This window comes from Corynebacterium yonathiae (assembly GCF_027570195.1).
Taxonomy (GTDB): Bacteria; Actinomycetota; Actinomycetes; order Mycobacteriales; family Mycobacteriaceae; genus Corynebacterium; species Corynebacterium yonathiae.
This window is the reverse complement of record NZ_JAKMUZ010000006.1, coordinates 108,834-124,086: the sequence shown is the minus strand read 5'-3', so window position 1 is coordinate 124,086 and position 15,253 is coordinate 108,834. Positions and strand designations below refer to the sequence as shown.

Below are 15,253 nucleotides of genomic sequence, written 5' to 3'. Positions count from 1 at the left end.
TTTTGACCCTTAACCCATACATGTGGGCGAGCCAAACTCCGCTAAGAAAATACGGCATGAAGAAGCCCCGCCACCTGATGTCAGATGACGGGGCTTAACCTGCAGGGGCGACAGGACTCGAACCTGCAACCTACGGTTTTGGAGACCGTTGCGCTACCAATTGCGCCACGCCCCTATTCTTTTATCTCTTGATGCCAAAGCATCAAGCGTTGAAGACCTTACCAGAGCCGTAGTTTCAATCCGAAACTAGGCGGGATATTTAAAGCCCTCAGCGCGGTAATAAAAAAGCGCCCCGCGGGCGCCTTTCTTTCCCGGTAGCGATGGCGAGAATTGAACTCGCGACACAGCGATTATGAGTCGCTTGCTCTACCACTGAGCTACACCGCCATATTCACCCTGGGGAATTTCTTCCTCCAAACATGAATGGAGCCCCCTGACAGAATCGAACTGTCGACCTTTTCCTTACCATGGAAACGCTCTGCCGACTGAGCTAAGGGGGCACATCCTAGCGTTGAACACATCGCTATTTCGTTGTGCTCTCCGTTGCGGACTCCAATAATCTAACCTGCTTTAAACGTTTTATACAAATCGCCACGTCAGAGCATAAAAATACGCGTCTTTTGCAACACCCTTTTACGCCTTTCAAGTGTGCTTGAATGAAAGACATGTTGGATCACAAGGATGGCCAATCCATCGACGCCGCGAAGTTGTACTACAACTCCGGCTTTTCACAGGCTGAGGTTGCCCGCCATCTTGGCGTTTCCCGGCCGACGGTATCCAAGTTGCTCAGTCATGCCTCCGCGCGCAGCTTTGTCACCATCAGCATTAACGATCCGCGCGAACAATCCGATGAGTTGGTAAATCAATTGCGCCAGCGCTTTGCGCTTGCCGACGTCCGCGTGACCACCACCCCACCCGGCGGGTCCACCCTCGCAGACCTTGGCAGCGCTGGGGCCAGCCTGTTGGAAGAGCTCATCATCGATGGCACCAGCGTCGGCCTCTCCTGGGGCGAGACGATGTCCGCTGTCGCCTCGCACCTGCGCCGGCAGCCTCTTGAGGGCGTAGAGATTGTGCAGCTCAAAGGCGGCCACTCGCATACGCAGCGATCCACCAAAGACCTCTACACAATGCAGGCCTTTGCCCACGCCTTCAATGCCCAGGCCCACCTCTTGCCACTGCCGGTCATTTTCGACTCCACCGAGGCCAAGGAGTGGGTGGAGCGCGATAGGCATATTAGTCAGATTTTGGCAAAGGGGGCTTCGGTAAGCGTGGCCGTCTTCACCGTGGGCTCGGCTGAGCGGAAGTCTTTGGCCTTCAATCTTGGTTATCTCAGCGCGGCCGAAGAACAACAAATTGCGGACAACGCCGTAGGCGATGTGTGCTCACGCTTCTTCGATGCCCGCGGGAAGGTGGCCTGTCCGGCTGTGGACGCACGCACCGTGGGCATCAGCCTCGAGGACCTCGCCGCCCGCCCCACCCGCGTGTTGGTGGCCGGCGGCGCCCATAAGGCGCGTGCTATGTGGGTAGCACTGCGCAAGGGATTGGTCACCCATTTGGTCACGGATCAGGCCACTGCACGCAAGCTCGTAGACTGGGCCGAGTGATGCTCTTCATAGTTGTTGAACAATTGTAAATTGGTTCATTGACATGGGTTCCTGCGGGGTTAAGGTAGGTGTGTAAATCACCCCCACACCGAGGAGCGAAGCTATGTCCGCTACCGATATTTCCACCCCACACATCAACCCGCAGGGCGCGCCCATTGCGGAAACCATCTTGCTGCCCGGCGACCCACTACGCGCACAATTCATCGCCGAAAACTTCCTGGAAGATACCGTCCAGTTCAACGGCGTGCGCAATATGCTGGGGTTTACCGGCACCTATAATGGCAAACCCATTTCGGTCATGGGAACTGGCATGGGCATTCCCTCCATCGGCATCTACTCCTGGGAGCTCATCCACAACTACGGCGTAAAGAAGCTCATCCGCGTCGGCTCTATCGGCGCTATGCAAGAAGACATTGAGCTGCACGATGTCATCGTCGCCTCCTCCGCTTCCACCGACTCCAACTTCTTAAGCCAGTACAACCTGCCGGGCAGCTACGCCCCCACCGCCTCGTGGAAGCTTCTCAAAGCTTTGGTGGATCAGGCCGAAAAGCAACAGGCCCATATCCACGTAGGCAATATCTTGAGCTCGGATATCTTCTACAACTTTGACCAGTCCGTCAATAAGCGTTGGGCACACATGGGCGTGCTCGGCGTCGAGATGGAATCCGCAGCGCTTTATGCCACCGCGGCGGAGGCCGGCGTCGACGCGCTGGGGCTATTCACCGTCTCCGACAATCTGGTGCAGGATACCCACCTCTCCGCAGAAGAGCGCCAGACCGCCTTCCGCACCATGATCGAGCTCGCGCTGCCGCTAAACGCGCTCGACTAAAAGGACGCCTTCCCCGTGACTTCTTCCAATACCACCGCTTCTGCGCAACAAAAACGGCCAGGCTCCGCGGTAAACCCCAAGGTTGCCGTACCCATCCTGCTCTTTGTCTTCGTCTTCTCTCTGGTTATCGATAACGGCTTTAAGACGATGACCATGCCGATCGCCCAAGCGCTCGACATCTCCGTTAAAACCGCCTCCCTTCAAGCTTCCCTCGCTGGCGTCATCATCGGCATCGGCGCCGTGGTCTACGCTGCGCTGGCGGACTCCATCTCCATCCGCAAGCTCATGCTCACCGGTGTCATCCTCATCGCTGTGGGCTCGCTCTTAACCTTCGCCTTTTCTAGCTTCTGGCCCATGGTGTTGGCCGGCCGACTCATCCAAACCACTGGTCTTGCCGCCGCGGAGACGCTTTATGTCATTTATGTGACCAAGCACTTAAGCGAAGCCGATCAGAAGACCTATCTGGGTTTCTCCACCGCTGCTTTCCAGGCGGGCCTGCTCATCGGTGCGCTGACGTCCGGATTCATTTCCACCTATGTCTCATGGACGGCAATGTTCCTCATCCCGCTCATCCTCATCTTGACCATCCCGCCGATCATCAAGCTGGTGCCAGAAGATGAGGCCGTGGAGGGACATCTCGACGCGCTCGGCCTGTTTTTCATCGCCATCTTTGCCACCGGCCTGACGTTATTCATGCAGGAGTTCAATTGGGCGTGGTTCATCTTGGCTGTCCTCGGTGTGGTGTGCTTTGCCTACCACATCGGCCACGCCAAGCATCCCGTGGTCACCCCGGAGTTCTTCACCAACGGCCGCTACGTATGGACCATCCTCATGGTCTTCTTCGTCTACTCCACCCAGATGGGCTTCATCTTCTTGCTGCCTTTTGCCGCGCATGACCTGCACGGCATGAATATCGACAAGGCCTCCCTGCTGATGATCCCGGGCTATATCTGCGCCATCCTCATCGGCATCTTCTCCGGCAAGATCGGTGGCGTTTTATCTTCCCGTACCACTATCTACACCGCCTTCGCCTTGGTCGCCGGCGCACTGGTAGCGGCAGCACTTTTTGTCCAACTCCACGTTGCTGTTCTCATCCTGGCCATCGTGGCCTTCGCCTCTGGCTTTGCATTGATGTACGCCCCGCTGGTCAATACCGCGCTGCGTAATATCTCCGCTGTCAAGTCTGGCATCGCCATCGGCTTTTATAACCTGACCATCAATATCGCCATCCCACTGGGTATTGCGTATACCGCCAAGCTGCAGGATATTGCCAGCTATAACACCGTGCTGTGGATCCTGGCGGCCGTCGCCGCTATCGGCATTGCCCTATACGTAGTCTCTGATCTCAAGATGGCCCGTTCCGAATCCCGCCAAACCCACTAAGGAGAAAATTATGACTTCCCGTACCGACGTTGCTTCCATCATCGACCACACCCTACTCAAGCCGGAGGCCACCCCGGAGCAATTCCGCGCCCTGGTGAATGAGGCTGCGGAGCTGGGCACCTACTCCGTGTGCGTTTCCCCGTCCGCCCTGCCCATCGAGGTCCCTGAGTCCTTGCACATTGCCACCGTCGTGGGCTTTCCTTCCGGTGCGGTGAAGCCGGAGGTTAAGGCCGCTGAGGCAGCCCGCGCGGTTGCCGATGGCGCCGAAGAAGTGGACATGGTCATCAATATCCCCCTGGCCGTCGAGGGCCGCGCTGAGGACCTGCAGGCCGAAATTCAGGCCGTGCGCGATGCCATCCCAGGCAAAGTTCTCAAGGTCATCATCGAGTCCGCCGCGCTTTCCGACGACGCCATTGTCCTCGCCTGCAAGGCGGCCGCAGCCGCCCAAGCAGACTTTGTCAAGACCTCCACCGGTTTCCACCCAGCCGGCGGTGCCTCCGTGCATGCCGTAAAGCTCATGCGCGAGACCGTAGGCGATAAGTTGGGTGTGAAAGCCTCTGGCGGCATCCGTACCGCGAAGGATGCCCTGGCCATGATCGAGGCTGGCGCAACCCGCTTGGGCCTGTCTTCCTCCGCCAAGATCCTCGAGGAGCTCTAAGCCATGTCGCAGGCCTCGACCGTGGATTATGACTACGCCCGTACATGGGCCGACCACGACCCCGATCCGGAGACAGCCCGCCAGGTAAAGACCTGGATTGCAGAGGGCAATACCGCTGAGCTCGGCGCCGCCTTCGCCGGACCACTGTCTTTCGGCACTGCGGGCCTGCGCGCCGCCGTGGGCCCAGGCGAGTCCCGCATGAACCGCGCTGTGGTCATCCGCACCACCTATGGACTCGTCTCCTGGCTCAAGCAGCACGTAGAGACCCCAGTCGTAGCCATTGGCTGCGATGCCCGCCACGGCTCCGCACAATTCCAACGCGATGCCGCCCAGGTTATCTCCGCAGCTGGCGGCAAGGCCCTGGTTCTGCCCGCGCAAAACCCCACGCCACTGACCGCCTTCACGGTGCGCGAGCTCAAGGCGGATGCCGGAATCATGGTCACCGCCTCACATAATCCGCCCGCCGATAATGGCTACAAGGTCTACTTGGGCGGCCGCATTGCCACCGGCCCGGCAGAAGGAGTGCAGCTTATCTCGCCTGCCGACGCCGAAATCGCGGAAGCCATCTCCGCAGCACCTCCTGCCGATGAAATCCCACTGTCCACCGAGAACATCGAGGACGTCGATACCCGTTCCGAGTACCTCGACCGCGCCGCGCAGCTCGTGGGCGAGAATACCGATGTCACGATCGCTCTGACCGCCATGCACGGCGTCGGCGCTGCCTTGGGTAAAGAACTTCTCACCCGCTGTGGCTTCCACGTCTCGCTGGTTCCCGAACAAGCGCAACCGGATCCGGATTTCCCCACCGTCTCCTTCCCCAACCCGGAAGAGCCCGGCGCTCTCGACTTAGGGATCCGCCACGCTGAGGAGATCGGCGCCGATATCCTTATCGCTTATGACCCCGACGCTGACCGCTGCGCTGCTGCCGTGCCTATTGCTTCTGGCTCCTGGCGCCAGCTCACCGGCGATGAAACTGGCGCTCTTTTGGGCGACTACCTAGCCCGCCGCGGTGCGACCGGCAACTTCGCCAACTCACTGGTCTCCTCCCGCCTGCTCGGGCGGATCGCCGCGCACTACGGCCTTGTCCACGAGGAAACGCTCACCGGCTTCAAGTGGATCGCACGTACCCCGGATCTTGCCTTTGGTTACGAGGAAGCCATTGGTTTCTGCCCCGATCCCACCGCTGTCCGTGACAAAGACGGCATCGCTACCTCCGTAGTGCTCGCCAGCCTCGCGGCCGAGTGCAAGGCCGCAGGAACCACCCTGCTGGAGCGCTTGGAGGGCATCTACGCCACCGTCGGGGCCCTATATACCCAACCGCTGACCTTCCGCGTTGATGACCTCAGTATCATCGCCGAGGCGATGGACAAGGTCGCCTCTACCCCACCCACGGAGCTGGCCGGTTCCCCAGTGACAAAGGTAGAGAAATTCGCCCAAGGCTCCAAGTTCTTTACCGACAACGATGACCGCGTCATCGTACGCCCCTCCGGCACGGAACCGAAGCTCAAGTGCTACCTGGAGTCCCCCGATGCAGACCGCTTAGATGCCATCGCGGTGGATCTTCGCGCCTACTTCGAGATTTAACCCCCTCCCCGCTCCACGCTCTCTAACTGGTCCTTCTGAGATTGCTTAGGGCCAATGAGGGTGCGGACTAGTGGGCTTGCTGCCGCCAGGCCCACCGCCGCAGTACCAACTATCGATTCCGGTGGGTCAAAAAGAACGAGTATCGCCGGTATAAGGATGAGCGCGCCGAAAATGACACCTACGGCCGTAAAGAGCCGTACTTTTGATTCAAATATCGCGTACTCGAAAGATTCTGCTGTAACTTTCCTATCGAGGACAATATCTGCATGAGCGTCCTCCATAATCCGATCGCCTGCGCCCGGCTGAATGTCATTGTGCTGTTTGATTATCTGTGGATGCGGAGTTGGCCCCTGATGCGCCCACACAGCAATTTGGTCGTCAAGGTTAGAAAGTCTATTTACGCCAGGGAGCGCTCCTCCAACTGGTGGGAAATCGCTGCGTTTATTTTCCGGTGCGCCCGATAACTGCGAGTCCGATTGCGCAGATGCGCTTGCTGCGCTGCCTGCGCTACTCGCTGGCTTTGAAATAGGTGAATCTCGTTTACCCCGTCCAGCATCGTTCCGATCTTCTTCATATCCCATATCCTATCGCTAAACCTCATACCTTCATCTCTACAGTGACTTTCTGTGACTGATGGTATGGCTACCGAGCACGCCTGTTTGTACACAGCGCCTTAGGAAGGTGTAGTTTGCTGGTCCTGGAGGCCAAAATGAGAGGAGTTAAAGACTACAGGACCCCACCATTCATCCTTAACAGTTTTGCTAAAGATTGCAGTTGGTATTTCATCATTGCTCTGCCTCGGTTATTTCATTGGCGGTTTGAATGCGGCATACATTGCCAAGGCCCTGGCGGGATCGGATTCCACCTCATTGCCGGATATTTCTCGTAGGTTAGGAAATGGATTTTTCTACTTCACGATCGCTGGGATATTCCTAGCTGTATTCCTCGTTGGTGCCTATGCGGTGTTCCACAGGGCTCAAAGGTCTAAACGACAGGATGTGTTGGTGAAGTTGTACGGTTAGCCGGTCTGGCGTGCTGATATTAGGAGTATTTCACTTATTCGGAGGGATATTCCAGCTTCGACCATGAAATACCGCCAAAGGCATGCCGGTGTGCTAGGCACCTAGGTTCACGATGAGGGGATGAGTAAAAATCATCCTCGATGCCCCGTCTGCGCCGGGGCATGCACCAAACACGGAAAAACGAGTGCTGGGCACCAACGATGGCGATGCCGCACCTGCAAAGCCACCTTCACCCGCATGAATAACGATGCCGCGCAAGCCAAATGGTTCCGCCATTTCATTTCCTGGCTCACCTCCAGCAACAGCCTGGCAGCAACCGCTAAAACCTGCGATGTTTCACCACGAACTTTGCAACGACGCTTCACACCGTTCTGGCTTATCCAACCACCCCGAAGCGTTGATAAGCAGCGAATCTACGACCAAATCTTCATCGACGGCACCTACTTCAACACCAAATGCCTTGTTGTGGCTGCCGACTCCAACCATGTCATCAATTGGTTCTGGTGCACGAAAGAATCCTCCTGGTCCTACATGCGCCTACTCGACCCGCTAGCCCCACCACAATTGGTCACCTGCGATGGCGACGCCGGAGGGCTTAAAGCACTACACCAACTGTGGCCTAATACCCCGGTTCAACGCTGCATTGTCCACGTCAAACGCAATATCCAACGCGCCACCGGCCTTTATCCCACCTCGCCGATGGGTAAAGCATTACAACGACTTTCCTTTGAACTACTCGCCGTTGACAACCTGGATAAAGCAGCCGAATGGACCGTAAAACTACAACAGTTCGGCACCGTATTTAACACCCAGCTCAAAGCCAGAACCTACGTCAAAGACGTCCCCTTCGACCAGATTCCAAAATCCAAACGCCGCAATAAAAAATGGTGGTACACCCACTACACCCACCGCGGAATCTACCTGCAGCTAAAGAAAATGAGCCAACAAGGCCACCTCTTTGCCTACCTCACCAAAGCTAAACAAAACCAACGGTTAGAACGCACGACCAACAAGCTAGAAGGCGCAGTGAACTCTCAAATAAAGAAAATCATGCACACCCACCGAGGACTGCGCGACGAACAACAACGCATCGCCTGCGACTGGTGGCTATACCTCCACACACAACTGCCTGACGACCCTGTAGAGATCGCCAGGCAGCAAAACTGGGGCCAGGACGCACTCGCCAAAGCACAAACCCTAGCCAACCAGGAAAAACAAGCCACCAGCGGCCACGAAGACGGCCAACCAGCAACCTACGACAATGCCATCGACACTGCCTACAACCACTCTATGGGAATACGCAAAGGCCACATACGCTAAACCCCCACCAACACAAAATGTCGTTTAGCCCGACACGCCACAAAACAACACAATCTGTCGTTTAGGCCGGCTCAAAGCTCCCGCAGACAGGAGTCCTGCCGGTAGCACCCGTCTCAAGACTGCAGGTACGACGAAACCCCGCAAGCATCTGCTTGCGGGGTTCATTCTGTGCCAGGTAGAAGATTCGAACTTCTGAAGGCAATGCCGGCGGATTTACAGTCCGCTCCCTTTGGCCGCTCGGGCAACCTGGCATGCACTGTGTGGTGCGAGTAAGTACTTTACTACGAACCACCCACCTACCTACAAATCGCCAGCACATAAGGGGAAAAGGGCGATAGAGGAGGGCGTCGCCAAGCAGCTAGCCCACGCGGCGCACAGTGTAATCCGCCAATTGGCGCAGGGCCTGGCTAGCCGAGTTCTCCGGTAGCACGGCGAGCTGCTCCTCTACCGTGCGCAAGTAGGCATTGATGTCCTCCAGCGCCTTCTCGCGGCCGCTGGACTGATGCAGGAGCTCGATGGCGCGCTCCACCTCGGCGTCGGAATGCAGCGGGCCAGTAAGCAGCTCGCGCAGCTTATCGCCCACCTCGCCCTCTTCTTCCAAGGCATAGAGAACCGGCAAGGTAAATACGCCCTCACGCAGGTCCGTGCCCGGGGTCTTGCCGGATTCCTTAGGGTCGGAGAAGATGTCGATGACATCGTCCACAATCTGGAAAATCATGCCGATGGCTCCACCGATGCGGTGCAGGGCTGCGGCATGCTCGGCCGAGGCGCCGGAGTGATAGGCGCCCAAGTAGCCTGCAGAGGCGATGAGCACGGCCGTCTTTTCGCGGATAACCGCCGTGTAGTGCTCCACGGCATTGGCCTCGCCCGCGCCGATAGTCTCGCGCATCTGGCCGGTAACCAGCTCCTCAAAGGTATCGGCAAAGTGCCCCACGGTGTGGGTATCCAGCTCACTCATCAGGCGGGAGGCATGCGCCAAGAGCGCATCCCCAGCGAGAATGGCCACGGAATTATTCCACCGGGAATTCGCGGATTCCACGCCCCTACGGCGGTCCGCCTCATCCATGACATCGTCATGATAAAGGGTGGCCACGTGCACCATCTCCACGACGGTGGCGGCCTTAACAACCTCTTCGCAGCCCGGACGCGGACCATACTCGGAGGCCAATAGCGCCATCATAGGACGAAAGCGCTTGCCACCGGCCTTAGACAGGTGGCTGACCTTATCCTTTAAGAAGTCCTGGCCGCGGTCGATTTCACTGCGCAGCTTGTCTTCTACTGCTTCCATGCCCGCACCAATGCGCTCGTTGAGCTGCGGATCACCAAGATCCACGTGCGTGGCATGCGATTGACCGTGAGTCATTAAATAGTGTTCCTTGCAACTAAAAGCCAGAGATAATCGATTACCTACCGTAGTCCAATCCGCGCCCCTAAACACACTCGAGGGGTCGAACTCATGCAATGATAGTCCTCATGTCGGAGCAGATCGATTCCCAAACCTATGTCGAGGTCGCCATCATTGGCGCTGGACCTGCCGGAGCCGCCGCTGCGATTCATGCCGCACGCGCGGGCTTTGACACCCTCCTTATTGATTCCGCGACGTTTCCCCGCGATAAAACCTGCGGCGATGGGCTCACCCCGCGCGCGATGCATCAGCTCGACGAGCTGGGGCTTGCGGTCAACGCCTCCTACCGCAACCGCGGCCTGAAGCTGCACGGATATGGTGGCGATATTACCGCGCCGTGGCCGGAGACCTACCCTTCCCAGGTTGGTACGGCCCTGCCGCGTTATCGCTTTGATGCCCTGCTTGTCGATGCCGCCGTACACGCCGGCGCCGCCCTCCTTAACGGCACTCCCGCCACCGATCCAGTACTGGAGGGCAATCGCGTGACCTCCTTCCGCGTTGGCGAGGCTACCGTGCACGCCAAGTGGGTCATTGTGGCCGATGGCGTGCGCTCCACCTTTGGCAAGAAACTTGGCCGCACGTGGCACCGCGAGGAAGTCTATGGAATCGCCGCACGCTCTTATGCTTCCTCCACGCATGCCGATGAGCCCTGGATGCACTCCCACGTAGAGCTCAAGGACGAAGATGGCGGAGTACAGCCCGGCTACGGCTGGATCTTCCCGCTCGGCCTAGAGCTTGACCAAGTCAACATCGGCCTTGGTGCGCTCTCGACCGCGCAGCGCCCTGCCAAGATCAACACCAAGAAGCTGCTCGAGTTCTACGCCGCCCAGCAGCGCCCCGAGTGGGGCCTAGGAGAGATTGAACACGTCACCTCTGCTCTACTGCCCATGGGTGGCGCGGTGTCCAACGTGGCCGGCGCCAATTGGATGATCATCGGCGATGCCGCCGCCTGCATCAATCCTCTCAACGGCGAGGGCATCGACTATGGCTTAGAGACGGCCGCACTGGCCGTGGATCTGCTGGGACCGAAGGATTTCACCCTGGCTTGGCCGGCCGTTCTGCGCGAACACTACGGCGAATCATTCCTCTTGGCTCGCACGGCCGCGCGCCTTTTGACCTACCCGCAATTCCTACCGCTGGCCGGTCCGCTGGCTCTGCGCGGACCCGTCGGCCGCCTGCTCATGCCGGCCGCCGCACGCCTGATGGGAAACCTCATTACTGACGATGACCGCGACCTCATCGCGCGCACTTGGCGCGCTGCCGGCCGCACCGTATCGTCTATCCGCCGTGATACTCCCCTCTGGGATTCCACTGCGGCATAGTCTCCCCGCCTCAGTCCTCTAGGTGTGGGCCCAGGCCCGCACCTAGGCGGGCTTTACCGCCGAGTGCAGTGCCACGATGCCAAAGGTGAGGTTCTGCCAACCAGCCTCGGCCCAGCCGTTGCGATTGATAACCGCTGCGAGTTCCTCCTGGCCTGGCCACGCACGGATGGATTCCGCGAGGTAGATATAAGCGTCCGGATTAGAAGAGACCACGCGCGCTACCGGCGGGAGCAGGCGCATTAAGTATTCCTTGTACACGGTGCCAAAAATCGGCACCACCGGGGTGGAAAATTCCGCCACCGCCAGACGCCCGCCCGGCTTAGTAACGCGCGCCATTTCACGCAGGCCGAGCTCAAAGTCGTGGATATTGCGCAGTCCATAAGAAATGGTCACCGCATCAAAAGTATTATCCGCAAACGGCAGCTTCATGCCATCGCCGGCTACCTTGGGTACATCACGCTCACGGCCAGCGGCCAGCATGCCACGGGAGAAATCGCACGCCACACACCACGCACCGGACTTGGACAGTTCCACGGTGGATACGGCGGTACCGGCTGCAAGGTCGAGGACCTTCTCACCTGGTTTGAGGCTTAGTCGCTCGCGGGTGCGCTTGCGCCAGTGCGCGTCCTGCCCAAAGGACAAGACAGTGTTGGTGAGGTCGTATTTCTCGCCCACGGCGTCAAACATGCGCGCCACATCGAAGGGCTTTTTATCCAGATCTGCCTTAGACACAAATGATCAGTCTAGGCCACGCGGGCGCCAAGGGCACGAGCCGCCCACCGCGGCAGCTCCGGGCGCTGGCCCAGAATCGTCAGAGGCACCCGGCGGGTATCCTCCAGCACCTCTTCGTAATAGCCCACGAGCTGCTCGCACAGCGCCTTCCATGTCTTGGAAGAAATGGACTCGCGGGCATTATCGCGTATCTCCTGATGGATCTCTGGGTTAAGCAGCGCATCTACCGCATTGGGAAGGTCGTCCACGAAGGTCTTTACGTCCAGCAAAAGCCCGTTATAGCCCTCCTCAATGAGGTCCACCGGACCACCGGCACGCGGCCCAATGGTCGGCACGCCGGAGGCCTGTGCCTCTTGAATGGACTGGCAGAAGGTCTCAAACTCACCAGCGTGGACAAAAACGTCCAGAGAGGCATAGGCCGCTGCTAGTTCTTCACCGGACAGAGCGCCAGTAAACACGGCCCCTGGAAGCTGGGCTTCCAATAGCGGCCGCTCGGGCCCATCGCCCACGATGACCAGCTGGATATCCTCGCGGCCGTTGAGCGCCGATAACCGGTGCACGCCCTTTTCCGCGGCCAAACGGCCGACGAAGCCGACGATATTCTTCGTTCCACTCGGCTCCCAGCTGCGACGCAACTCAGCAGAGCGCTTGGACGGGTGGAAGAGCTCCGCATCCACGCCACGACCCCAGTGCCGGACGTTTTTAATGTGGTGCTTTTCCAAGTCCCGGATGGTCAGCGAGGACGGCGCCAGCGTCATCTGGCAGGAGTTATGAATCGTGCGCAGCCATTCCCATACGCCATAGGCCAGCGCGGAAGCATGGTATTTGGTGGCAAACCCGGCAACGTCAGTCTGATACAGCGCCACGGCTGGCACGCGTTGCTGACGAGCGGAGAAAGCACCGGCCGCGCCGAGCACGAAGGGGCTGGCTAGGTGGATGATATCCGGCTTAAAATCACGCAGCGCCTCATCCACCGCCGTGGTAGGAACTCCCACGGGAAGCGAATCCACCAGCGGCACGCGCACGGTAGGCACGCGGTAGATAGGGAATCCGAGGTAGTCCGGAATCTCCTCTTGGCCTTCGCGAGCGCCCGGCGCGATGACAATGGCCTCCTGTCCAGTCTCGTGCAGATGCTCCAAAACACGCAGCACTGAGTTGGTCACACCATTGACATTGGGAAGGAAAGATTCAGCCACAATCGCTACACGCATGCCACCATCATGACCCATTTTCTTAAGTTAATGGTGAAGCTAGCGGAAAATCTTGGTTAATTATTTCTCCGCACGGCGAGTAAAGAAGCTAATCAGCTTCCACAAAACAGCCGCAATGAGTGTCGCCACCACCCCTACTGAAGCCGCTGGAATAATAGCCAGCGTCCACTTACGGCCTTCTACCTTGACCAAATCTGGGTCATCTTGGGCGTATTGCACCCACACCTGCTGCCCTTCACCCAGGCCACTGGGATAAAGCAGCCCGTGCTTCGGGGCGTGGTAAATCCCCTCACTATCTTGGAAATCCACCGTGGTGCGCAGCATTCCCACATCCTTGACCGTAGCCAAAGCACGCGCGGGGTGGGCGGCGATGGCGTGATCATTTATCGCCGGTCCGATGACCATGCCCACCACTCCCACCAACGCGGCCAGATACAGTGCCAGCGTCAGCTGATGCAGGCGGCGACGATAGACCGCGGGTGTATAGCGCGGCACCACGGCTGCGTGCGGTTTATGCTGCGGCGGGGCCACTTACTGGCCTACCTTTGCGGTCAGCTTCTCATTGAGTGCCCGGCGCGTGGAACGGGTGGTCTTTGCCTCGACAACAGTAATACCGGTGGAGTATTCCTTGAGCTCCGCCAGCGTATCCAGCAGCTCCTGCGGGGTGGTGACCTCGCGGTAGTCTGCCTCATAGGCTTCTGCCAGCTTGCCGACGTCCACCCCATGCGGCGTCCCAAACGCCGGCTCAAAGGACTCGCGCAGCGCATCGGCTCCCTGCTCGAGAGTCTCAAAGATGCCGCCACCATTGTCATTGGCTACGACGATGGTGAGGTTTTCCGGCCGCGGTTGGTCTTCCGGAATGAGCAGGCTATTGGCGTCATGCAAGAAGGTGACATCGCCCATCAGCGCCATAACGCGTGGGGCGCGCCAATTGGTGGGATCCAGCGATTGCGTGGCCAAGGAAATTCCGATGGCCTGGGCGATGGTTCCATCAATACCGGCCGCCCCGCGGGGAGAGTACGTATCGACGCCGTCGAAAGGCAGGCCCACTAATGCAGCATCGCGCACCGGGTTCGAGGCGCCGAGGACCAGGGTGTCGTTAACGGAGAGCGTATCGCCCACCGCGGCGGCAACGTGTAGCCCAGTAAATCCCAGTTCCTCCTCCTCGAGCGTCTCGCGCACGGCTTGTCCCGCCATGTCGGTAGCACCCTCACAGATCTTCATCCACTCGCGGCTCGGCTCGCCGGTGACCTTGACGGTGGTGCCAAGGCGGGCGTCCTCACCACGCTGGTTGGTGAAGTCCTTGGTGCGCGAGAGCACCACCAATTCAATATCGGGGTCATTCATCAGCGCTAACACGCCGCGATGCAGTGTCGGGTGCCCGACGACGATAACCTGCTCAACCTTGGTATTGACCACATAATCATTCGCGGAGACCTGTGCTTTGCGGAAGATATGCGCCGCCGCCGGATGCACCGGATAGTACGGGCCCGGCGCGCTTGGCTCCGCGATGGTCGGCACGTCTTGGAGGCCTTCCACTTCCCAGGCCTCATCCCCCGCAATGACCAGTGTGTTCTTGCTCAAGTCCACGGCTACCTCGCCGTGATCTACAAAGGTCGGCGCAGGCTCGCGCACGCCATCGCCGGAGGTACGGGCGGGCAAGGCGGCGTCGACAAGCGGGGCATCAAAGGCCACATTAATGTGTACTTGCAGGTCTGTGCGGAAGCGCTGGGACATCGCCTCCAGATCATTTGCGCTGGTGACCTGGGTGGTATCCGCATAGACGCCGAAGATGCCCTGTTGCTCGATGGTTTGGGAAGCACCTGTGCCTACCAGACGCTCTGGCCGATCGGCGCTAATGATGGCCAGCGGCGTATGGGAATAGTGCGCCTCCACCACGGCCGGCAGGGTATTAGCCACCGCAGTTCCCGAGGTCATCACCACACCTACGTGGCGGCGCTGCACCCGCGCCATGCCTAGAGCGGTAAACGCTCCCCCGCGCTCATCCAGGCGGGTGTGTACGCGGATATCATCACGCGCCAAGAGTGCCAGTGACAGCGGCGCGTTGCGCGAACCAGGGCACAGGACGACATCGGTGAGGTGCCGCGCTAACTGGGCGGCTACCTTCTCAGCCAACTGCATCGATTCATTCATGCCGCCCGATTTTACCTGCCCGCGCGCCA

At 59.0% G+C, this 15,253-nt stretch carries 14 protein-coding genes and 4 tRNA genes; 7 read left to right on the top strand and 11 right to left on the bottom strand.

Features of this window, described 5'->3' with window-relative positions; all coding sequences use genetic code 11:
* Positions 1–102: 102 nt before the first annotated feature.
* The 3 genes from L8V22_RS04685 to L8V22_RS04675 form a co-directional block, all read right to left on the bottom strand.
* A tRNA-Trp gene (locus L8V22_RS04685) sits at positions 103–175 on the bottom strand.
* Between the two features lie 140 nt (positions 176–315).
* Positions 316–387 (bottom strand) — tRNA-Met (locus L8V22_RS04680).
* 37 nt (positions 388–424) lie between these two features.
* Positions 425–500: transfer RNA gene (locus L8V22_RS04675), tRNA-Thr, on the bottom strand.
* A gap of 165 nt (positions 501–665) precedes the next feature.
* On the opposite strand from L8V22_RS04675, the gene L8V22_RS04670 reads away from it, so the two are divergent.
* From L8V22_RS04670 to L8V22_RS04650, 5 genes are all read left to right on the top strand, one after another.
* On the top strand, positions 666–1,604 hold the full coding sequence (locus L8V22_RS04670) for a sugar-binding transcriptional regulator (protein WP_238800442.1): 939 nt from the start codon (positions 666–668) through the stop codon (positions 1,602–1,604).
* Between the two features lie 103 nt (positions 1,605–1,707).
* Positions 1,708–2,433 (top strand): purine-nucleoside phosphorylase, encoded by a 726-nt coding sequence (gene deoD, locus L8V22_RS04665; RefSeq protein WP_238800443.1) that lies wholly within the window; start codon positions 1,708–1,710, stop codon positions 2,431–2,433.
* Between the two features lie 15 nt (positions 2,434–2,448).
* Entirely contained in the window at positions 2,449–3,816 is a 1,368-nt protein-coding gene (locus L8V22_RS04660) for an MFS transporter (RefSeq protein WP_238800444.1), read from the top strand.
* A 10-nt stretch (positions 3,817–3,826) separates the two neighbouring features.
* The gene (deoC, locus tag L8V22_RS04655; protein WP_238800445.1) at positions 3,827–4,474 is read left to right on the top strand and encodes a deoxyribose-phosphate aldolase; all 648 of its coding nucleotides are present in this window, start codon (positions 3,827–3,829) and stop codon (positions 4,472–4,474) included.
* Between the two features lie 3 nt (positions 4,475–4,477).
* Positions 4,478–6,058, top strand: a complete 1,581-nt coding sequence (locus tag L8V22_RS04650; protein WP_238800446.1) for a phospho-sugar mutase — start codon at positions 4,478–4,480, stop codon at positions 6,056–6,058.
* On the opposite strand, the gene L8V22_RS11700 is transcribed toward L8V22_RS04650, so the two are convergent.
* Complete coding sequence (locus L8V22_RS11700; RefSeq protein ID WP_420839957.1) at positions 6,055–6,423, bottom strand: DUF2335 domain-containing protein; 369 nt, start codon at positions 6,421–6,423, stop codon at positions 6,055–6,057. The two genes, L8V22_RS04650 and L8V22_RS11700, sit on opposite strands and share 4 nt — an antisense overlap.
* Positions 6,424–6,455: 32 nt before the next feature.
* The gene (locus L8V22_RS04645) at positions 6,456–6,632 is read right to left on the bottom strand and encodes a hypothetical protein (protein WP_238800447.1); all 177 of its coding nucleotides are present in this window, start codon (positions 6,630–6,632) and stop codon (positions 6,456–6,458) included.
* Positions 6,633–7,200: 568 nt separating this feature from the next.
* On the opposite strand from L8V22_RS04645, the gene L8V22_RS04640 reads away from it, so the two are divergent.
* The gene (locus L8V22_RS04640; RefSeq protein WP_238800452.1) at positions 7,201–8,400 is read left to right on the top strand and encodes an IS1249 family transposase; all 1,200 of its coding nucleotides are present in this window, start codon (positions 7,201–7,203) and stop codon (positions 8,398–8,400) included.
* A gap of 169 nt (positions 8,401–8,569) precedes the next feature.
* On the opposite strand, the gene L8V22_RS04635 is transcribed toward L8V22_RS04640, so the two are convergent.
* Positions 8,570–8,651: transfer RNA gene (locus L8V22_RS04635), tRNA-Tyr, on the bottom strand.
* A 107-nt stretch (positions 8,652–8,758) separates the two neighbouring features.
* Entirely contained in the window at positions 8,759–9,763 is a 1,005-nt protein-coding gene (locus L8V22_RS04630; protein WP_238800453.1) for a polyprenyl synthetase family protein, read from the bottom strand.
* Positions 9,764–9,861: 98 nt separating this feature from the next.
* On the opposite strand from L8V22_RS04630, the gene L8V22_RS04625 reads away from it, so the two are divergent.
* Positions 9,862–11,127, top strand: coding sequence for a geranylgeranyl reductase family protein (locus tag L8V22_RS04625; protein ID WP_238800454.1), 1,266 nt, complete (start codon positions 9,862–9,864; stop codon positions 11,125–11,127).
* A gap of 42 nt (positions 11,128–11,169) precedes the next feature.
* Here L8V22_RS04625 and L8V22_RS04620 read toward each other — a convergent pair whose 3' ends face one another.
* From L8V22_RS04620 to menD, 4 genes are read right to left on the bottom strand one after another with little or no spacing between them, the layout of a single operon-like run.
* Positions 11,170–11,859 carry a demethylmenaquinone methyltransferase gene (locus L8V22_RS04620; RefSeq protein ID WP_238800456.1) on the bottom strand — a complete coding sequence of 230 codons (690 nt, stop codon included), beginning with the start codon at positions 11,857–11,859 and terminating at the stop codon, positions 11,170–11,172.
* A gap of 11 nt (positions 11,860–11,870) precedes the next feature.
* Positions 11,871–13,070, bottom strand: a complete 1,200-nt coding sequence (locus tag L8V22_RS04615; RefSeq protein ID WP_238800457.1) for a glycosyltransferase family 4 protein — start codon at positions 13,068–13,070, stop codon at positions 11,871–11,873.
* Between the two features lie 60 nt (positions 13,071–13,130).
* Positions 13,131–13,601 carry a DUF3592 domain-containing protein gene (locus tag L8V22_RS04610; protein ID WP_238800459.1) on the bottom strand — a complete coding sequence of 157 codons (471 nt, stop codon included), beginning with the start codon at positions 13,599–13,601 and terminating at the stop codon, positions 13,131–13,133.
* Positions 13,602–15,224: a 2-succinyl-5-enolpyruvyl-6-hydroxy-3-cyclohexene-1-carboxylic-acid synthase gene (menD, locus tag L8V22_RS04605; RefSeq protein ID WP_238800461.1), complete on the bottom strand. Its 1,623-nt coding sequence runs from the start codon at positions 15,222–15,224 to the stop codon at positions 13,602–13,604.
* Positions 15,225–15,253: the final 29 nt, after the last annotated feature.

Coding starts and splice junctions, on each gene's coding strand:
- L8V22_RS04670 (WP_238800442.1), top strand. CDS start 666: ATGTTGGATCACAAGGATGGCCAATCCATCGACGCCGCGAAGTTGTAC.
- deoD (WP_238800443.1), top strand. CDS start 1,708: ATGTCCGCTACCGATATTTCCACCCCACACATCAACCCGCAGGGCGCG.
- deoC (WP_238800445.1), top strand. CDS start 3,827: ATGACTTCCCGTACCGACGTTGCTTCCATCATCGACCACACCCTACTC.
- L8V22_RS04650 (WP_238800446.1), top strand. CDS start 4,478: ATGTCGCAGGCCTCGACCGTGGATTATGACTACGCCCGTACATGGGCC.
- L8V22_RS04645 (WP_238800447.1), bottom strand. CDS start 6,632: ATGAAGAAGATCGGAACGATGCTGGACGGGGTAAACGAGATTCACCTA.
- L8V22_RS04640 (WP_238800452.1), top strand. CDS start 7,201: ATGAGTAAAAATCATCCTCGATGCCCCGTCTGCGCCGGGGCATGCACC.
- L8V22_RS04630 (WP_238800453.1), bottom strand. CDS start 9,763: ATGACTCACGGTCAATCGCATGCCACGCACGTGGATCTTGGTGATCCG.
- L8V22_RS04625 (WP_238800454.1), top strand. CDS start 9,862: ATGATAGTCCTCATGTCGGAGCAGATCGATTCCCAAACCTATGTCGAG.
- L8V22_RS04615 (WP_238800457.1), bottom strand. CDS start 13,070: ATGCGTGTAGCGATTGTGGCTGAATCTTTCCTTCCCAATGTCAATGGT.
- menD (WP_238800461.1), bottom strand. CDS start 15,224: ATGAATGAATCGATGCAGTTGGCTGAGAAGGTAGCCGCCCAGTTAGCG.